The organism is Methylococcus sp. EFPC2 (assembly GCF_016925495.1).
GTDB lineage: Bacteria > Pseudomonadota > Gammaproteobacteria > Methylococcales > Methylococcaceae > EFPC2.
Map to the genome: position 1 here is coordinate 1092997 of NZ_CP070491.1, position 17587 is coordinate 1110583.

A 17587-nucleotide genomic window follows, 5' to 3' on the forward strand; every position below is an offset into this window, starting at 1 on the left:
ACCTAGCGTCTGCCGTTTCCTCGAATTTGCCGCCTTCCATATTGTGCCGACGGAGGATCACTGGATCCGCGTAAAGCCTGGAGGTCTCGTTGCAAATCTTCTATAGGACGATTGAGATCACCCGGCTCGAGCATTTCGCAGCCATCCCTGATCATCTGATCAATATTCACGGGATAGCCATGGCAGCAATCCGGGCGAAACTCATGAATCCTACAGATGTATTTCTCTTGCCGAGGCAGTTTGCGCAACCAGGGACAACGCGGCATTTCCTCCCCAGTCGTTGGGCTAAGCCACAAGTCGCCCAAGGCGTCCGTGTAGCGCAAAACGTCCGGTCGATGCCGGCGCCACATTCTGACCTCTTCGTCTGAAGCAGAACCGAGCCCCGCATCGCCATACTTGGTGCAGCATTTGCCACATTGGGTGCAGGCCCTCATCAGCTACCCCAAGCTTCTATCTGCTACATCGGCGGCGTTGGTTGACCACCGGCGAGCCGCAATCGCTTATACACCACCGGCAAAAGCAGTTCTGCCAAGCCAGCCAGCACCTTTTCATCCCGCAATGCTTGATCTGCCATCGCCGTATGACTGGTCATGGCATCGATGACGGAATCCTTGAGGACAGTTTTGTAATCCCCGTTGGCGAACTGATGCATGCTGTCGTTCGCCTGGGCCTGTTCCTGCAAGGTTTCGCTTTCGAGCATCTTTCCGACCAGATGAGTGACGTAACCGAGCTTGTCGGCATCCGTAAGGTTGCCGGAAAACAGCTCGTTCATCTTCTTGACGATGGCCGATAGCGGTTCCTCTTCGCCGGGGTGCGCCTTGCCGCTCCCGGCCTCGTAAAGCGGCTTGAGCTCCTTGACTTCACTGGTCTCAAGCTTGATGGCCTGTTCCCCACGCTTTTGGACTCGCAGGTGGGTCAGGTTGATACTGTCGTCCACCTGCCAATCGTCGCCGTCGTCTTGGTGGGCCAATCGCGGCAACAGGCAGCGGCCGTAGACGTAGAGCTTTTCCAACTCGATGTCCTCATAAGGCGCGATTTGCGAGAGGAACTCGTAGGCCCTCACGAAGGTGCCCAGGTCTTTGCGGAAAAGCTCTTGCTTCTCTTCGGTAAGGCACTTGTAGCGGTCTGCTGCGGGCTTGAGTTGCGCCTGAAGGGCTGCCTGGCTACCGTTCTTGGCAAAGAATGCCTTGGCCAAGGCATCCACTTCGGATTGCAGATAGACGCCGGTGGCATCCAGCTTCGCCTTGACGCGATGCACGAGATTCGGATCAGTCACGTCGGACAGCGCCGCCGTCCGGTAATACGGGCGAAAGGCCTCGAGTATGTCCTCCGCCTTGTTCACAAAGTCCAGGATGAACGTGTCCTCCTTGCCGAGGCAGGTCCGGTTCAATCGCGACAGGGTCTGTACCGCCAACACCCCTGAAAGCTTCTTGTCGACATACATGGTGTGCAGCAAGGGTTGATCGAATCCGGTCTGGAATTTATTCGCCACCAGCAAGATGCGGTATTCGTCGGTAGCGAAATCCTCTTTGATGCGGTCGTCCTTCTGGCCCTTATCGTTCAGGTCACCCTCACTGGCTTTGTCGGTTCCGGTTTCCTTGTCCGTAATCACGCCGGAATAAGCGATCAGCGCCTTGCAGTCGGCGTAGCCGTTTTTCTTGAGGTAATCGTCGAGCCCCCTCTTGTACCGCACGGCCGCGAGGCGCGAATCCGTCACCACCATGGCCTTGGCCCGACCGCCGATCTTGGCCATGACCTTTTCCCGGAAATGCTCGACGATGATGGAGACCTTCTGGGCGATATTGGTTGGATGCAGCTTCACGTAGCGGGCAATCTGCTTCCTTGCCTTGCCGGATTCCACAAGCTTGTCGTCACCGACCTGCGAGAGTTTCCAGAACACGTCATAGGTGGTGTAGTGCTTGAGCACGTCGAGAATGAAACCCTCCTCGATGGCCTGGCGCATGGAATAGACGTGAAACGGCGCCGGCTTGCCGTCCGGTTCCGGCCGCCCGAATAGCTCGATGGTCTTGGCCTTAGGCGTGGCGGTGAAAGCGTAGTAGGTGACGTTGGCCGGACGTTTGCGCGAGGCGACCACCTGATTGAGGATGTCCTCGATGCTGAGATCCTCTTCCTGCTCGGTGCCTTCCTCTTTCTTCAGCGTCTCGATGGCTTCCGAAGTCAGCACTTCCCGCAGTTTGTGGGCGGCCTTGCCGGATTGGCTGGAGTGCGCCTCGTCGATGATCAGCGCGAACTTGCGGTCCTTGAGCCCGGCGACCTTTTCCAGCACGTAGGGAAATTTCTGGATGGTCGTGATGATGATGGGCTTGCCGGCGTTCAAGGCATCGGCGAGTTGCTGGGAGTTGTCGTCGATCTTTTGAACGACGCCATGCTGATGCTCGAACTGGTAAATGGTGTCCTGCAGCTGAGAGTCCAGCACCTTGCGATCGGTGATGACGATGACCGATCCGAAAATCTTGCGGTTCTCGGCATCGTGCAGACTGGCGAGATGGTGTGCCGACCAGGCGATGGTATTGGACTTGCCCGAGCCGGCCGAGTGCTGGATCAGAAAGGTTCCGCCGACACCCTCGAACTTGGTCTGGGCCAGCAAGGCGCGAACGGCGTCGAGCTGATGGAAGCGCGGAAAGATCAGCGTTTCCTTGGTCGATTTCTTGCCGGTTATGGAATCGACCGTCTCCTTGCGCTCCAGATGCAGATAGCGCCCCAGGATCAGCATCCAAACATCCTTGCGGAAAATCTCCTCCCAAAGGTAGCTGGTGGCGTAGCCGTTGGTATTGGCGGGGTTTCCGGCACCGCCGTCGCGGCCGCGGTTGAACGGCAGGAAGAAGGTCTTTTTCCCTTCCAGCTTGGTGGCCATGTAAACCTCGTCGCACGAGGTCGCGAAATGTACCAGGGCCCGGCGGCCGAACTGGAGTAGCGGTTCCTTCTCCCGGCTCTTCGGATCGACCGGCAGACGGTCGTATTTGTACTGGCGGATGGCATTCCAGACCGGCTGGGTGGTATCGGTCTTGAGTTCCAGGGTGGCGACGGGGATGCCGTTGAGGAACAGCACCAGGTCGATGCAGTTCTCGTTGTGCTCCGAGTAATGCAGTTGGCGAACCACCCGCAACCGGTTCTTCCTGTAGTCCTCGGTCGTCTTTGGATTGAGGGCGTTCGCCGGGGCGAACTGGGCCATCTTGAACGTGGCGTTGATGTCCTTGAATCCCTTGCGCAACACATCCAGCGCGCCCACGCGATCCAGTTCCTCCGCCAGACGCTTCAGGAATACCGCATCCGGATTGGACTTGTGATTGGCCTCGAACTTGGCCCAGGCGTCAGGCTGGGTATCTTTCACCCAGGCGAGCGCGTCTCCCGGAAACAGTGCCAGGCGTCTGTCAAAACCCAGGTCGAAGGGCTTTTCGTTCCGGTGGAGCCAGCCGTGCCCGGCCAGATGTGCGCAGATTTCGACTTCGAAGACGCTTTCGGTGTGTATGTCCGCCACGGTTCTTGTCTTCCCTCGGGTTAAGCCCAGTTGACCAGCGTCAACGGCGCCTCGATCCGGCTGTAATGGCGGACATTGTTGGTCACCAGCACGGAGCCGGCGGACAGTGAATGGGCTGCGATCATCATGTCCATCTCACCGATGGGCTGGCCGCTGGAAACCAGTTGATGCCGGATGTCCGCGTAGTAGTCCGCCGCTTCGGCATCCCAGGACAGAACGCGCACGATCTTTAGAAATTGGCGCACCGCCAGCTGGAGACGGTGGCCGGCAGGAAGGCGTTTCAGACCGTACATGAGTTCGGCGCGGGTCACCGCCGAAATGCAAACCATGGACGGCACGATCGCCATCAGTTTCGCTTCGACGACGGGGGAGCGGCCTTTGATTACATAGCTCGCGATATCCGTATCCAGCATGTGCAGCACGCTCACGGCTCTTCGTCTCCGAATACGTCACGCTCGACGGGCACGGCGTTCATGGGCCGATCCTCCATGAAATCCTCGGGGACTTCGATGGAATGCAACATCTCGAAAAAATCGCCCCAAGTCTTTGCGCCGGGACGGGAAGACAAGACCACGTCTCCGGTCGCTTCGTCCCGGGTAGCGTAAACCTCATCCCCCTCGAAGCGGAATTCGGCGGGCAGTCGAACCGCCTGGCTGGCGCCGTTCTTGAACAACTTGGCAATGCGCGTTTCGGGCATAGCTGCTCTCTCATCTCATGGATATAGACAGTAGTATATACGCCCTAGCGGCTTTTGGTAATTACTGTCCTCGGCTGGATCAGGCTGCCTGCCCCTCAAAGGAAGCTTCGGAAGAGGTCGCGGCATAACCGCGCACGTCGATCTGGCCGGTGACGGCCTCGGAAATCAGGGCAGATTTGTATTCGCGGAGAAGTTCGATGTGTTCCTTTACATGCTCGACAAGAGCGTCAACCTTCGCTTCATGGTCAGTGACCGCTCTGAGAAGTTCATTTCGTTCCTCCCTCGGCGGCAGCAAAACTGGAAACTCGACGATATTCCTTTGTGAGATTGATGCCAGATTGGTGCTCTGCTTGGCTCGTCCCATAAAGTAGAACTTTGCATAGCTGGTCCGGGAAATTGCCGCAAGCCAATAGGCGTCTTCTTTTTCATGAGAGCGAACGGCAAACACATGGTTCTGATGGATGCAGGGCTCAATTTCCCCATGCCAGATTGTTCCTCGTCCGAGTTTGTCATAGTCACCGCCTTCATTCATGAGCACGTCGAATGGCTTCAGCAGATAGCGGGAAACCTCGGATTTCGCAACTGGCAGGTAGGATATTTCCTCCAAATTGAGATGGCCGTCCTGCACGTTCGCTACCCGGAGATACGGCATGGAGACCGTATCGATACCATCGACATCCTTGCCCTTCGCAATTCCTGATTGAACTTCGGCTAGAAACTTCAGACGCAAGACGGACCAGTGCGCGGGAATTTCCTCTAAACCCGGCAAATCGCATTTTCGCATTGGCGCTTCGTGATTGAGTCCTTTGGTCAGAATCTCAGTTGTACCGGTGGCCCTAAACTCAGCCATGAGTCTGAGTAGTTCTTCTTTCTCGGCAATCAGTGCATCGACTTCCCGCGTCTGGTCAGCCAGGAAATCTGCAATATCGACTTGCTCATCCGGTGATGGCCAGGCTACGGGAAAATCTCTGACATAGTCGTCCGGCACACGTTTTTGCCCGCCCGTCCCGTACATGAAGCCCTCTCCACGCTTCCGGAAATGGGACGCTTGGGTCAGGTAGTAGAGGAAATCCGGTCGGCATCGCTTGCCGGATCTGACCACGATGAGTTCGGTTGTTCCGAATCCGGCACCGTTCGCCAGCCCTCGCATGTGCGCACCCTTGCCATTCTCGAAGCAGGGGGTGATCTTCGCGATGGTGACGTCACTGTCCTGGAAAAACGTGTAGCCGTTTTCTACCTCGGAAATCGGTCGAGTCTCGTCAAGCCGCAGTGATCCGTCATCGCCGATGGCCTCCATGGGAAGAAAGGAAACCTGCTCGTCTCGGTCCATGTGGGCGATCGACTGACGGGAAGGATTCAAAGTCGCCTCGAACTTCAGCCGTTTCACCGGCCAAGCTTCGGGGACTTCGCCCAGCCAATCGATGCCGCTGTTTCTGTATTCCGGATAATGCTTCATTGCGCTACCCGCCTGAGTAGCTCCGTGAACTTCTCCTCCATCTTCACGATGTCCGCATGGATGTCCTTCAGCTTGCGGGGCGGCTGATATTTGTAGAAGTAGCGGTTGAAGTTGATTTCCGTGCCGACGATACCGATTTGACCGTCCTTCTCGTCGCGGGTGGTCTCGTCGATCCAGGCATCCGGCCAGTGCGGCAAGACTTCCCGCTCGAAGTGGCGGTAGATGTCCCTGCCGAACGGCACGTATTCGGCGTCGCGCAAGGCTACATCCGGCAACCGTTCACCTTTTTCGTCGGTGGCCGGTTCCGCGTTCTCGTCCTTCTCGCCCATGTATTTCCGCGCCATTGCCAATAGGGGATTGCTCAGGGGCTTGTTGCCCCGGCTCTTGGCAGCAGTCTGAAGCGATGCGCGGAATTCCTCGGCGCTGAACCAAGCCCCTCGATCGACGAGGACATGCAAGGTATCGACGAGAGCTTGGGCGACATCCGGCTTGAGCTTCCTGAAAGCGTTGTCAGACTGAAGCAATTCGATGCGTTCCGGCGTTACTTCGAAGCGAAGACGCAGCGGCCTTTCGATGGTGACCTTGCGGTAGAAGAAATCGCGGTTCTCAAAAATCTTCGACCGCGGTCCCGGCTTGAAATCGTGATAGATGCGAGTGACCTCGGCGATGTGATCTTCGGAAAGTTCATTGCGTTTCTTGCCGAGCGTCTTGGGCAAGCGCTGAAACAGATCGGTGGCATCGATGAGCTGAACCTTGCCCTTGCGGTGCGCTTCCTTCCGGTTGGTCAGGAACCACAGATAGGTCGCGATGTTGGTGTTGTAGAACATGTCCGTCGGCAGGGCGACGATGCATTCGAGATAGTCGTTTTCCAGGATCCAGCGGCGAATTTCCGACTCTCCGCCGCCGGCATCGCCGGTGAACAGCGGCGAACCGTTGTGGACCACGCTGATGCGGCTGCCGCCTTTGCCGTCGACGACCGGCTGCATTTTGGAAAGCAGGTGCAAGGTGAATAGCATTTGCCCGTCGCGAATCGCCGGAAGGCCGGGCCCAAAACGACCACCGTAGCCGCGCTTCTTGTGCTCGGCTTTGACGACATCCTCGGCCGCCTTCCACTCAACGCCATAGGGTGGATTGGCGCCCATGTAGTCGAAGCGCTGGCCGGCGTGATGATCGGATGCCAGGGTGTCTCCCAGCGCGATGTTGGCCGGGTCCTGGCCGCGGATCAGCATGTCCGCCTTGCAAATGGCGTAGGTCTCATCCTCCAGTTCCTGCCCGAACAAAGTGACCTTGGCGCGGGGATTGAGCTGCTTGATGTGTTCCTCGCCCACCGACAGGATGCCGCCGGTGCCGGCGGTCGGATCATAAAACCTGCGAACCACTCCAGGTACCGACAAAGCCTCGTCGTCCGGATCCATCAGGATGTTGATCATGAGCTTGATGGCATCGCGCGGGGTGTATTGCTCACCGGCCGGGGACACGTCGTTGAAACGGCGCAACAATTCCTCGAAAGCCTGCCCCATGTCGATATTGCTGACGACATCCGGATGGAGGTCGGTTTCCACGAAACGCTGCAGCACCAGATAAAGCCGCCGCTTTTCCAAAAGCTTGTCGATGACCTGGATGAAACCGAATTTCTCGAAAATGTCCCGGACGTTCTTCGAAAAGCCGTTGACGTAGTTCTCCAGGTTGTCGCGGACCACGTCGCCCGTCGGATCCTCCAGTACCTTAGCCAGGGTGAAGCGAGAAGTGTTGTAAAAACTGTACCCCGAAGCCTTCGTCATAAAAGCATCCTGCATCTCTCGGCTGTAGCCTCGGTCGGAAACTGTCTCCCACTGCTCAAGCACCTTGTCCTTGGTCGATTCAAGAACGCAATCCAGCCGGCGCAGCACGGTAAACGGGAGGATGACCTTGCGGTATTCGTTCTCTTTGTAGGCGCCGCGCAGCAGTTCGGCATTTTTCCAGATCAGGTCGGCGAGTTTGGCCATGGGGATTATTCCTCACCCGATCCAGCCATGAGCTGGACAAAATCTGTCTCGGTTATTTCTATGGTCTTGAGCGCACCACGTTTCGAAGCGGACTCTTCATACGGAAATATATCGATGACCAGAAGAAAGATTACTTTATTATTGTGTGTAATGAATGGGATATGCGAGGTGCTTTCCGAAACCGCTAATTTTAGATCGGCTCCACAGGTCTTGAAGATGATCAAATATCCCACCGACTCATTGAAATCCAGGGTATAGGTATATATTTGATTAAACCCGCTGATTAAATAACGTTTATCCTTGCCTTTTTCCGGGTTGAATATCTTGGCGTCAGCTATCAGCCTGTTCTCCCCCTGCTGTGAAGACACCAAATCCGCTTCCCCGGAAGCGGAAGTAGGCTCAATACTAAAGTCGATGCCTTGTTCGAACAGATATTCATAAAGATCGAGTGCGAGATGCTTTTCGCCGCGCTTACTATCAGAAGTCCAAAGATTGTAGAGTTCCTCCCGTCGGAACCACTCGCAGCGATGTTTATAGCGCTTCAGATACCCCAATACTGCGGCAGCATCATCCAAGCCTTCGTCGAGGTAGTCATAAAATGGTTCGAGGAACATTTCCCTGAACGCATCTAAGGTATCATTTACTTTGTTGGAACCATGAGAAAGGCCCCGGAATTTCAGCACAATACTTTGAGCTTGATCAGGCTGTTGAGCGCAAGCCTTCAACACTATATAGCTCATTAAGACATGTGATAATTCATCATCGAAACCAGGGATATGTTGTACATACGAGCTCTGCAACATATTTTGGACTTCATGATTTACTCGCTCAGCCTCTGATGCTAGCTTGTCCTTCAGTCCCTGAAAAAATGAATTTTGCTGAAGAAACCCCCACCACTGCTTCAGCAAGACCGGGAATATTGTGTGATCGGCGGAATTTAATCGCCTAACCCTTTTCTGCAATTTATAACGGAGATTCTGTAAATAATCGCTGTCCATGATTTACTAAATTTTTATGGTGATCTTGGTTGAAAGACCTTTCAGAGCATTCTCAAACTCAGCAAGTGCACGATTCATAGAACGCCTAGCCTTGCGGCAAGTATTCATATTGTCATCCAGCCTGACATTGTTTTTGCACCCTCGACAAATAACGACGTCACGCAGTCGGGCCTCTTTGTAGAAAAAAGGATTCCAGAACTTACAATATGGGCATTGGAATTCAAGTTGCTGCTTATCAAGATTCAACATCCCATTCATCTCTGAAAGTTGGCAAATATGCTTCGCTATACTCTTTGCATTTTCGTTGTAAACAAGGGAAACCGTTCATCCAGCGATTTGAAACATCGGCAAACTTTCCAAGGCATTCATCAGTCTAGAAACCTAGCCAAAAGTCGGGCAAGCCAACCGATGTTTTGCTGTTCTCTGCGGTCAAGTTGCCGTATGGCAAAATAGTTACGGATAGCGAAGAACGCGCACACCGTTCCGATGGCAATGCCCGTCCACTGCACCCAATGCGTCCGCCTGATGAAGATAGCTTCCACAAGCGGACGAAACATATTCCCTTGGAGCTCGTCCATTTTTGAGTGCATCCAGGCCGGAAGCACCCAATAGAAGAGACTGAAGAAGACCACCCCTAAAAAGGCAGCACCCCACCACGGTAGCTTGTTGGCGACTTCCACAGTGTCTTGAATCATTCCAGAGCGCCGGTTTCGCGAATAACGGCGGCGGTAGCGTGTCATCGAAAATTCAACTCCTGCCTTTGTGGTGTATTAAAACCGATCATAGAATTTCTTTAGCCAACACAATTTGGCTAATATCAATCCATCCGCATCAGATCAAACCGGGAATTTCGGTGACCTTGCTAACGCGGAGTGGTTATGGTGATAAACAGGCGAAATATGAAAGCAGATGCTCAAGTCTTTCTTTTGCAGGAATGGTGATCATGAAATAAACCACATGTGCAACGACCAACCCAACGCCCAATATTGCAGCGACGACATAAAAGGCAAATCGCTGCACTCGTAAGCGCTTTTGAAGAAATGGAAAGCTTCGAGTAATCAGGTCCGCGATGGATTGGTACTCTGTCAACATCTGAGTCTTCTTACGGTCGATCTCATCACCGATCGCCGAAAGCGTATGCAGTTGGTTTCTAAGCATAAGCGCGCTCAATACAACGAAGACCCAGCAACCGATTAAGACAGCTGTATTAACCCAGAATTCATAACCAATACCAGTTACCTGCTTCATCTGCGTGGCAACAACGACGGTGGCAACCGGAATGCCGAGAATTTGATTTTGAATATCCGAGAATGTCTTGTGGATCTTGGTTATCTCTTCAAGCTTCGCCGTCTCTAACTGGTTGGCAATCTTGTCGTAAGAAAAATCTGCAACAAAGAGGCGATAACCTTCTGAGAAACTTTTTTGCAAGTCTGACAGATGCCTCAGTAGCGTACTGAATCTCTCGTTTGGAATTGCAGAGCCGCAGACTGTTCGTACGGACTTGGCCAAAATTGCTATTTTTTGCTCGCGGTGCGTATCGTTCCCGAAAGATTCCAGTAAACGCTCGATTACTATTATGTCTATCTGCTGCAAGTCGTTCTTGGTGTACCGAATAGGCAACTGGAACTTGCCATCATCGACAAAAATAAAATCACCGGCTTCCTCATCCAAAAAAGCGGCTGCTTCCTTGAGCAGGCGTATCAGTGCTAGAACTTGGCGATAGCGGATTATTGCGTCAGGAACAGTTTCGTCTGAATTACTAAATTTACTGTCAATGAGAAAGTAACGTTTTGGTTCTCTCAGTTGAGCCTTGGGAGCGATTAGAAGATTATCCAGATCAGTAGCGATAATGCCGAGGCGAATTCGGGGATCCCCCACTTCCAATTCAATCGTATCCCCGATTGATGAGGTGTACGGATCTCCCGACCGAAGGCTTAAGCCGAATTCTTCGCCTCCGTCCGCGATAAGCGAGTCCAATAATTGACGTTGCGTGTCATCAGCAATTGTGAGCAACCCCTCACGGGAGTTCTCTTTGAACTCGATAGCGCGGCACAGGGTAACCAGTTGGTCGAACCCAACGTTATCCATCGTCTAGCTCTGCTAATAGCTCAGCACGCAACGCTTTTGGGATATTCGCTAGTATCAGCGTGTCGTTTTCGCGGTCGTACTGCACGTCCCCGCATCGTAATGCACCGCGGTCAAACTCAATCTTCCAATGCTTGGAAGTCCCCTTGAACTTCACCAGCTTCTTGATTGCGCGGCGATCTGGAACAAAACCATCGGAAAGCTCTAAGCTCTCATCCGTGAGGGCTTCGAGCAAAGCGTTCGGAGACTCAGGCCAAAGGCGGTTGGCGACTGCTTCTAGGCTTATCGGACTATTATTTCGCCCAAGGTCATCCAGGTAACCAAATGCCTGCTCAAACAGGTTGTCACGAACCGATGGCTCAAGATTTTGAGCGTCGGCAAACTGTTCGAAGCCTTCGACGAGCTTCTGTGTCTCGCGCAATGCAATGAGTACATCATTGCATCCCAGGAACAGCTTAAAGTAGTTGGAGACTTCACCGCGCCCCTTCAAGAAGCTGATGTACCTATCGGCGGCGGCTTGCCATGCCGTCAAGTCAATTCTTCCAGCGACCCGAAGATGGTTCATATCGAGATGAACGCTGTCGACAATTTCCAATCCGTCGGTAATTGCCGTTCCTATCACTTCGGTGACAATGGCTGCCAATAGAAAGTCAGTCGCTCCGTTGTTCACGTGTGCGATCAGCACATAGCCACCGGTAGCCAGCTGTTCCGTAGTAGCCCGTGCCTGGAGATGCTCCATCATCAATCGGCTCAGATAAAGAAAGTCGATCTCCTTGTCGAGGAAATGCTGCCGGACGTATCTCCGCATTGGGAAGTTGTTTTCGTCATTTTCGAATTTCCCATAGCCTTTCCCTGGCCGTTCGGAGTAAAGCTTATGCAAGTGATCGATCAGCCGTTGAGATGACGGGTTAATCGCGACGACCGCATCGCGCAGCTCAATGCTTGCTGGTCCATGTGGTTCCTTCACCAGTTTGTGGACGATCAAGCTGACGACGGTGTTGTTTTGTACTGACATTCCGTGATCCAACTCCTTAATGTAGGACTCGTGGCGGGCTTGACGCTATGTTGCGGGCTACGAACAAGTGGTCCACCCGAAAATGGAAATGAGGTCGTCGCCCCTCTTTTGCGTACGCGAACATTCTCAACTTGAGACTTTGCGCAGATATAGTCTATCAGGGCTGTCCGACAAATTTGGTCGCATGCATTCGCTCGACGTCAGTTGGCCAAGCTGACGACACCAAATTTCGAGCGCTGCGCGTTTTTCCGCGACATAGTCATAGCGATCATAGTGCTTCGCTGAAACGTCATTTAACGCGTGGTTCTGGATTCGGTCGCGTACCAGTTTATCGATACCCAACTCGCCCATCCGCGTCTTTACAGTGCGTCGAAGGTCCTTGGGCGTCCAAGGGACCATCCCGGTTTCCGTGCAGTAGTCCTGAACGGCGTGTGGCAAAGTCGATTCGTTCCAGGGCTTCAATGCCAACGGATTGTGGCGACCAGGAAATAGCCACTTGCTTCCTGGATAGATGCCCCGCAGCTCATTCAGAATGTCGACGGCCAGACTCGTCAGGGGAATTAGATGATCCCGTTTATTTTTTACCCTGGCCGCGGGAAGTAGCCAGAGGCCTGCGTCGAGATCGAATTCTGACCAGGCAGCACGAGTGACTTCGCCCGAACGCTGTCCACCAGTGGCCAGCAACAGACGAATAGCCAGGCGATAAGGCAAATGAATGCCCTCCGTATTCCAAATCGTCCGGATCTCGTCCCACGATAGATTCCGATCATGGGCGTTTTCCACAGCGGCGTTCTTCGGTACCGCCTCGACGGGATTATGGGCAATTCCAAACAGGACTTCTGCTCCCAGACTTCGTGGATCGTTATCATGATGGATGCCGTATTTGAACATCGTGTGCAGGTAGGAACGGACCCTGTTCGCTTGAACTGCTGCCTTTCGGCTGATAAGCCGATAGAGAATTTCCCGAATATGTGCCGGTGAGACGTCGCGGGCGGCCATGGCTCCGATATGCGGCAGTACGTCCTTTTCAAGGCAGCGCTTCACCTCGTCGGCGGATCGGCGGCCATTCGCCTTCATGTGTTCAATGAAAGCGTCTGTCAATTGCTGCACGGAGCCCCGAGACTTTGCCTCGCGGACACGTTTCTTAACGTCTTCTTGGGGATCGACCCCTTGGTCAACCTGGGATCTGGCAGCCCTGGCACGCTGCCTTGCTTCTGCAAGTGTTGTATCAGGGTACGTGCCTAGGCGCAGAAAACGCCTGCGCCCATCGTGCGTGTATTGATAAAAAAACGTCTTCACGCCGGCGGCGGTAACCTGAACACCGAAACCGGGATCACTGCCCCCTTCGTAACGCCGATAATTGACACCTGTGATCACCAAGCTTTTGATATTTTTATCTGAGAACGCAGCCATATGACCTCATCCGTAGTGCATGCTGTAGTGCATGGCACTATGCGCCAAAGAGGACTTTATGTGCAATATGAGACTCAACGACAAGGTGCATATGTTTATGTATCAATGTATTATGAAACACATTGAACATCCTGAGATCGTCGGATATGCTATTACACGCGACTCGAAATCGGATGGTCGCAGAAATGCGGCACGAGGGTTCGAATCCCTCCCTCTCCGCCAAATCAATGAGTTACGAGATATCATCGGCGCTCAGCTAACCGCAAAAGTGTGAATGTCTGAAATGGATGGCCGTATCGGTGGCCATTAGGCGAAGGGCTTTCGCCCCCGTCAGCACGCAGCAAATCTAAAAGGCCGCTCTATGCGGCTTTTTTTGTGGGAGTAAAGCTGGAAAACAAAGGTCAGCCGCGCAACGGGTAGACCGGGATGTTTTCCATGCCCCCCAGAAGGCCCATGGTCGGGCGGGGCACCGCAGGCGCACGGTGACCTGCAAGGTATCCCGAACAGGCCGTAGAGTCATCTCGGAGCGATGCGGAGGCGACGGCTCTAAGGTCGCTGGAGCGAGTCGACGGGGGACGGCTGGGGCGCCGAAGGCAATAACCGTCCCGCAAGTGCGGCCGTGCGGCGTAGGGAACGCCGTTCAGGTTCATGCCACCAACCTCCACGACACGGTCGGCGCCTGCGAAGTCCTGCGTCGCGCCGCGGAAAAGCATCCGAGCCTACAGGCCTTTTCCGGCGATGCAGGGTATCGCGGCACGGCCGTTCGGTTTGTCGACGGGACGTTGGGGTTGACGCTGCATGTTTCCGAGAAGATCAAAGACGGCTTTGCGGTCTTGCCCAAGCGTTGGTGGTTGAGCGCACGTTCGCCTGGCTTGGTATGTTCCGCCGCCTCACCAGGGATGTCGAAATCCTCACTACCAGCGCCGAAAACATGATTCGCATCGCCATGCTCAAACTAGCCCTTGCAAAATACACCTGAACTTTTACCGGCCAGCTTTTTAGTTTGATCGAAAGTTCGCAACCGGCTCGCGAATTTTCTCGGTGTCTTTCAAGGTGTATTGATGTCAAGTCATGATCAAAAGGAGAGTCGCTCTGTGCCGGCGGAGAACCCGCTCACGGAAGTTTATCGCGACCAGTGGCTGTTGGTGGTTCACAAGCCAGCGGGGTTGCTGGTTCATCGCAGCCCAATAGACAAGCATGAAACCGAGTTTGCCCTGCAATATGCCCGGGCGATGAATGGCGGTGGGCATGTGTACCCGGTCCATCGACTGGACCGGCCAACATCCGGCGTGTTGGTCTTTGCCCGTGATCCGCAAACCGCCAGCACATTGGGCAACGCGATGATGGCCGGCGAGGTGAGCAAAACCTATCTGGCGATGGTACGAGGTTGGTTGCCGGAACAAGGACTGATCGACCACCCGCTTCGCGATGAGCCGGACGACCGGCGGCGCAAGGGCGAGCCGCAGCGGGTGCGCGAAGCCCGCACCCGCTATAGGCGCCTGGCGACCACTGAAATTCCCGTCGCCATCGAAGGTCATCCCACCAGCCGCTACAGTCTGGCCGAGCTGTATCCCGAAACCGGCCGGAAACACCAGCTACGCCGGCACATGAAGCACATCAGCCACCCCATCATCGGCGATGCCAACCACGGACGAGGCCGCCACAACCGCTATTTTGCCGAACGCTTCGGCCAAGGCCGGTTGATGTTGGCGGCCACCGAAATCATTTTCCGGCACCCGGTCAGCGGTGAGAGACTGTATTTGAAAACTGAGCCGGAAAAGAGTTTTCTGGACGTGTTGTCGATATTTTCAGAATTCTCGTGTTGAGCAGCGTGGAAGTTTTTCCAACGTCAGAGCCGGAAATTACCCGTTTCGGCCATGATGATCGTGTTCGATCAATAGTTTATCCATGTGCTCAAAGACCTTCGGCACGCAGATTACCGGGAAAGTTCGGCGCCGTTTCACTCCCAAGCTAGTCGCTGGTATCACGCGATCGGGAATGACAGCTGACTTGGGGGCGTCAGAATTTCTGTGTGTGAGGCGTGAGTAGACTTTTCCACGGTGACGGCTGCCGAAGGTCCGTTCAGACCGTAGGCAGAGGGCGCGGTGGCAAAGTCGGTGGTCATTTTATCCGCGAGCCGCTTCAAAGCGTTCAGCGTAGAGGATGGCGAATTGGTTCATGGCGTCCTTCCAATCCTTGGCCGCCCGTCCCCAGTCGGCCGTAATGTTGCGCAAGGCCAGCCAGATCAGCTTGCTGGCAGCATCGTCGCTCGGGAAATGGCCACGCGTCTTGAGGATCTTGCGCAGTCGGGCGTTGATGCTCTCGATGGCATTGGTCGTGTAGATCACCCGGCGGATGGCGGGCGGGAAGGCAAAGAAGGGAATCACCCGGTCCCAGGCCCGCCGCCAGGCGGCGACCACGGTCGGGAATTTCTCACCCCAGAGGCCTTGCTCGAACGCGTCGAGTTCGGCCAGCGCGGCTTCGGCGCTGGGCGCGGTGTAGATCGGCTTGATCGCTGCCGCCAGTGCCTTACGGTCCTTCCAACTCGCGTAGTCGAGGCTGTTGCGAATCAGATGCACGATACAGGTCTGCAGCGTGGTCGCTGGGAAAACGGCGGCCAAGGCCTCGGGCATGCCCTTCAGGCCGTCGGTGACGGCGATCAGGATGTCGACCACACCGCGCGTCTTGAGGTCATTGAAGACCTTCATCCAGAACTTGGCGCCCTCGGTGTTCTCGATCCACAACCCGAGGATGTCGCGCGTGCCGTCTGGCAGAACAGCCAAGGCCAGGTAGATCGCCTTGTTGCGGACCACCGCCTCCTCGCGAATCTTGACCCGCAGAGCATCGAAGAACACCACCGGATACATGGCTTCGAGCGGGCGTGACTGCCAGGCGGTGACCTCGGCCATCACCGCATCGGTGACTGAACTGATGAATTCCGGTGAAACCTCGGTGCCGTACTGCTCGGCCAGGAAGCCCTGAATCTCGCGCACCGTCATGCCCCGGGCGTACATGGCCACGATCTTGTCATCGAAACCGGTGAAGCGCCGCTCGTGCTTAGGGATAAGCAGGGGTTCGAAGCTGCCCTGACGGTCGCGCGGGATGTCGATCCGAAGCGGCCCGTCTTCGGTCAGCACCGTCTTGCCGGTCACCCCGTTGCGGTGATTGCCCACCTCGCCGGGCTTGTCGGCGCCGGGTGGGTAACCCAGGTGATGGCTGAGTTCGGCGCCCAGTGCACGTTCGATCAGCGCCTTCTTGAACGCCATCGAGGCGGCATTGATCGCCTCGGCGTCCATCGGGCCACTGACCATCTGGTCTATGAGTTCTTTCGGAATGCTGGGCAGCGCCGCTGCCGGTTTCTTCTTGCTCGTCTTGCTTGGCATACATGCTCCTTAACAACATGTTATGCCTCACACACAAAATTTCTGACAGGCTCACTCACGCCTCACACACAGAAATTCTGACGCCCCCGGCCTGATCTCGGTGATGAACTTCTCATGTATGGTTTTGTAACACGCTTACATAAAGGATCACAGCGTGGCGATAGCTCCTTATTATTTAGTTTGTATCAACAAACTCTGTACGCCCTCGTATACACAGAAAAGCTAGAGCGGTTTAAATATTGGTTGGCAGTCAATGGATTAACTCCAAAAACTTTGTGGAAGACCCCGTAGCTGGAGTAAGTGAAAGTGAATTCCAGCTTGCTCTGACTGTTCGTTGGTTTTCCCATCGTTAATTCCAATCTACGTCTCTTACTGGTTCGAGTCCAGCCCTAGGCATGTGGGGAAAACAATGTGTGAACTTGGGGCGGACCGCTACCTTGCAATTACAGTGAGAACGTATGCCTGAACTGATCACTTCGGGAGTCTATGACAGGCAAGATCGCTCTTTTCGGCGCTTCCTTCACATAATCTGTTTAGCCTGACGTTATTTTGACCCCGCAGGCATAATCCGATGCGGAGGGATCATGTCTCCCAAACTATGGTTACTCTTACGCCGGTCGAATGGATCACTACGATGGACATACGCACCAAACGGGTTTACGAGCCGGCCGATCCGCAGGATGGGTTTCGCGTCCTGGTGGACCGGGTATGGCCACGGGGACTGACCAAGGGGCAAGTGGCTGCCGGGCTGTGGTTGAAGGAGGTCGCTCCGAGCACGAGCTTGCGCCAATGGTTCGGGCATGATCGGGCGAAGTGGGAGGAATTCAGGAGCCGTTACTTTCTGGAACTTGGCGTTGAATCTGGGCCGGTGGAGAGGCTCCGTGAGCTGGCGAGGGAAGGGCGGCTGACGCTTTTGTATTCGGCCCGCGATGTCGATTGCAACCAGGCGGTGGCGCTGAGAGACTACCTGCTCGGATTATCCCCTGCTGCGAGGCGGTAAGCCTGTCGTTCCGAACTAACCTGTTCCAGGGGCGCTGCCGTATTTCCACCCCATAA

14 protein-coding genes are annotated in these 17587 nt (G+C 54.8%); 2 read left to right on the top strand and 12 right to left on the bottom strand.

Annotated elements, in window-relative coordinates:
- Positions 1-2 precede the first annotated feature (2 nt).
- From JWZ97_RS20310 to JWZ97_RS04820, 11 genes are all read right to left on the bottom strand, one after another.
- The gene (locus JWZ97_RS20310) at positions 3-434 is read right to left on the bottom strand and encodes a YkgJ family cysteine cluster protein (protein ID WP_205433670.1); all 432 of its coding nucleotides are present in this window, start codon (positions 432-434) and stop codon (positions 3-5) included.
- Positions 435-457: 23 nt separating this feature from the next.
- Complete coding sequence (locus JWZ97_RS04775) at positions 458-3499, bottom strand: type I restriction endonuclease subunit R (protein ID WP_205433671.1); 3042 nt, start codon at positions 3497-3499, stop codon at positions 458-460.
- A gap of 20 nt (positions 3500-3519) precedes the next feature.
- On the bottom strand, positions 3520-3912 hold the full coding sequence (locus JWZ97_RS04780; protein ID WP_240342569.1) for a type II toxin-antitoxin system VapC family toxin: 393 nt from the start codon (positions 3910-3912) through the stop codon (positions 3520-3522).
- A gap of 11 nt (positions 3913-3923) precedes the next feature.
- Positions 3924-4196, bottom strand: coding sequence for an antitoxin (locus JWZ97_RS04785; RefSeq protein WP_205433673.1), 273 nt, complete (start codon positions 4194-4196; stop codon positions 3924-3926).
- A 79-nt stretch (positions 4197-4275) separates the two neighbouring features.
- A complete protein-coding gene (locus JWZ97_RS04790) occupies positions 4276-5652 on the bottom strand; it encodes a hypothetical protein (RefSeq protein ID WP_205433674.1) in 1377 nt (458 codons plus the stop codon).
- Positions 5649-7637, bottom strand: a complete 1989-nt coding sequence (locus JWZ97_RS04795) for a class I SAM-dependent DNA methyltransferase (RefSeq protein WP_205433675.1) — start codon at positions 7635-7637, stop codon at positions 5649-5651. Before JWZ97_RS04795 ends, JWZ97_RS04790 begins: the two co-directional genes overlap by 4 nt.
- Before the next feature lie 5 nt (positions 7638-7642).
- Positions 7643-8635 (bottom strand): hypothetical protein, encoded by a 993-nt coding sequence (locus tag JWZ97_RS04800; RefSeq protein WP_205433676.1) that lies wholly within the window; start codon positions 8633-8635, stop codon positions 7643-7645.
- A gap of 368 nt (positions 8636-9003) precedes the next feature.
- On the bottom strand, positions 9004-9375 hold the full coding sequence (locus JWZ97_RS04805; protein WP_205433677.1) for a hypothetical protein: 372 nt from the start codon (positions 9373-9375) through the stop codon (positions 9004-9006).
- A gap of 136 nt (positions 9376-9511) precedes the next feature.
- Entirely contained in the window at positions 9512-10723 is a 1212-nt protein-coding gene (locus JWZ97_RS04810; RefSeq protein ID WP_205433678.1) for a hypothetical protein, read from the bottom strand.
- Positions 10716-11735 carry a nucleoid-associated protein gene (locus tag JWZ97_RS04815; protein WP_205433679.1) on the bottom strand — a complete coding sequence of 340 codons (1020 nt, stop codon included), beginning with the start codon at positions 11733-11735 and terminating at the stop codon, positions 10716-10718. Before JWZ97_RS04815 ends, JWZ97_RS04810 begins: the two co-directional genes overlap by 8 nt.
- A gap of 126 nt (positions 11736-11861) precedes the next feature.
- Positions 11862-13148: a site-specific integrase gene (locus JWZ97_RS04820; protein WP_205433680.1), complete on the bottom strand. Its 1287-nt coding sequence runs from the start codon at positions 13146-13148 to the stop codon at positions 11862-11864.
- A gap of 1094 nt (positions 13149-14242) precedes the next feature.
- On the opposite strand from JWZ97_RS04820, the gene JWZ97_RS04825 reads away from it, so the two are divergent.
- Entirely contained in the window at positions 14243-14974 is a 732-nt protein-coding gene (locus JWZ97_RS04825; protein WP_205433681.1) for a pseudouridine synthase, read from the top strand.
- Between the two features lie 300 nt (positions 14975-15274).
- On the opposite strand, the gene JWZ97_RS04830 is transcribed toward JWZ97_RS04825, so the two are convergent.
- Positions 15275-16531, bottom strand: a complete 1257-nt coding sequence (locus JWZ97_RS04830; protein ID WP_205428540.1) for an IS256 family transposase — start codon at positions 16529-16531, stop codon at positions 15275-15277.
- Positions 16532-17165: 634 nt separating this feature from the next.
- On the opposite strand from JWZ97_RS04830, the gene JWZ97_RS04835 reads away from it, so the two are divergent.
- Positions 17166-17531: a DUF488 domain-containing protein gene (locus JWZ97_RS04835; RefSeq protein WP_205433682.1), complete on the top strand. Its 366-nt coding sequence runs from the start codon at positions 17166-17168 to the stop codon at positions 17529-17531.
- The last annotated feature ends 56 nt before the right edge of the window (positions 17532-17587 follow it).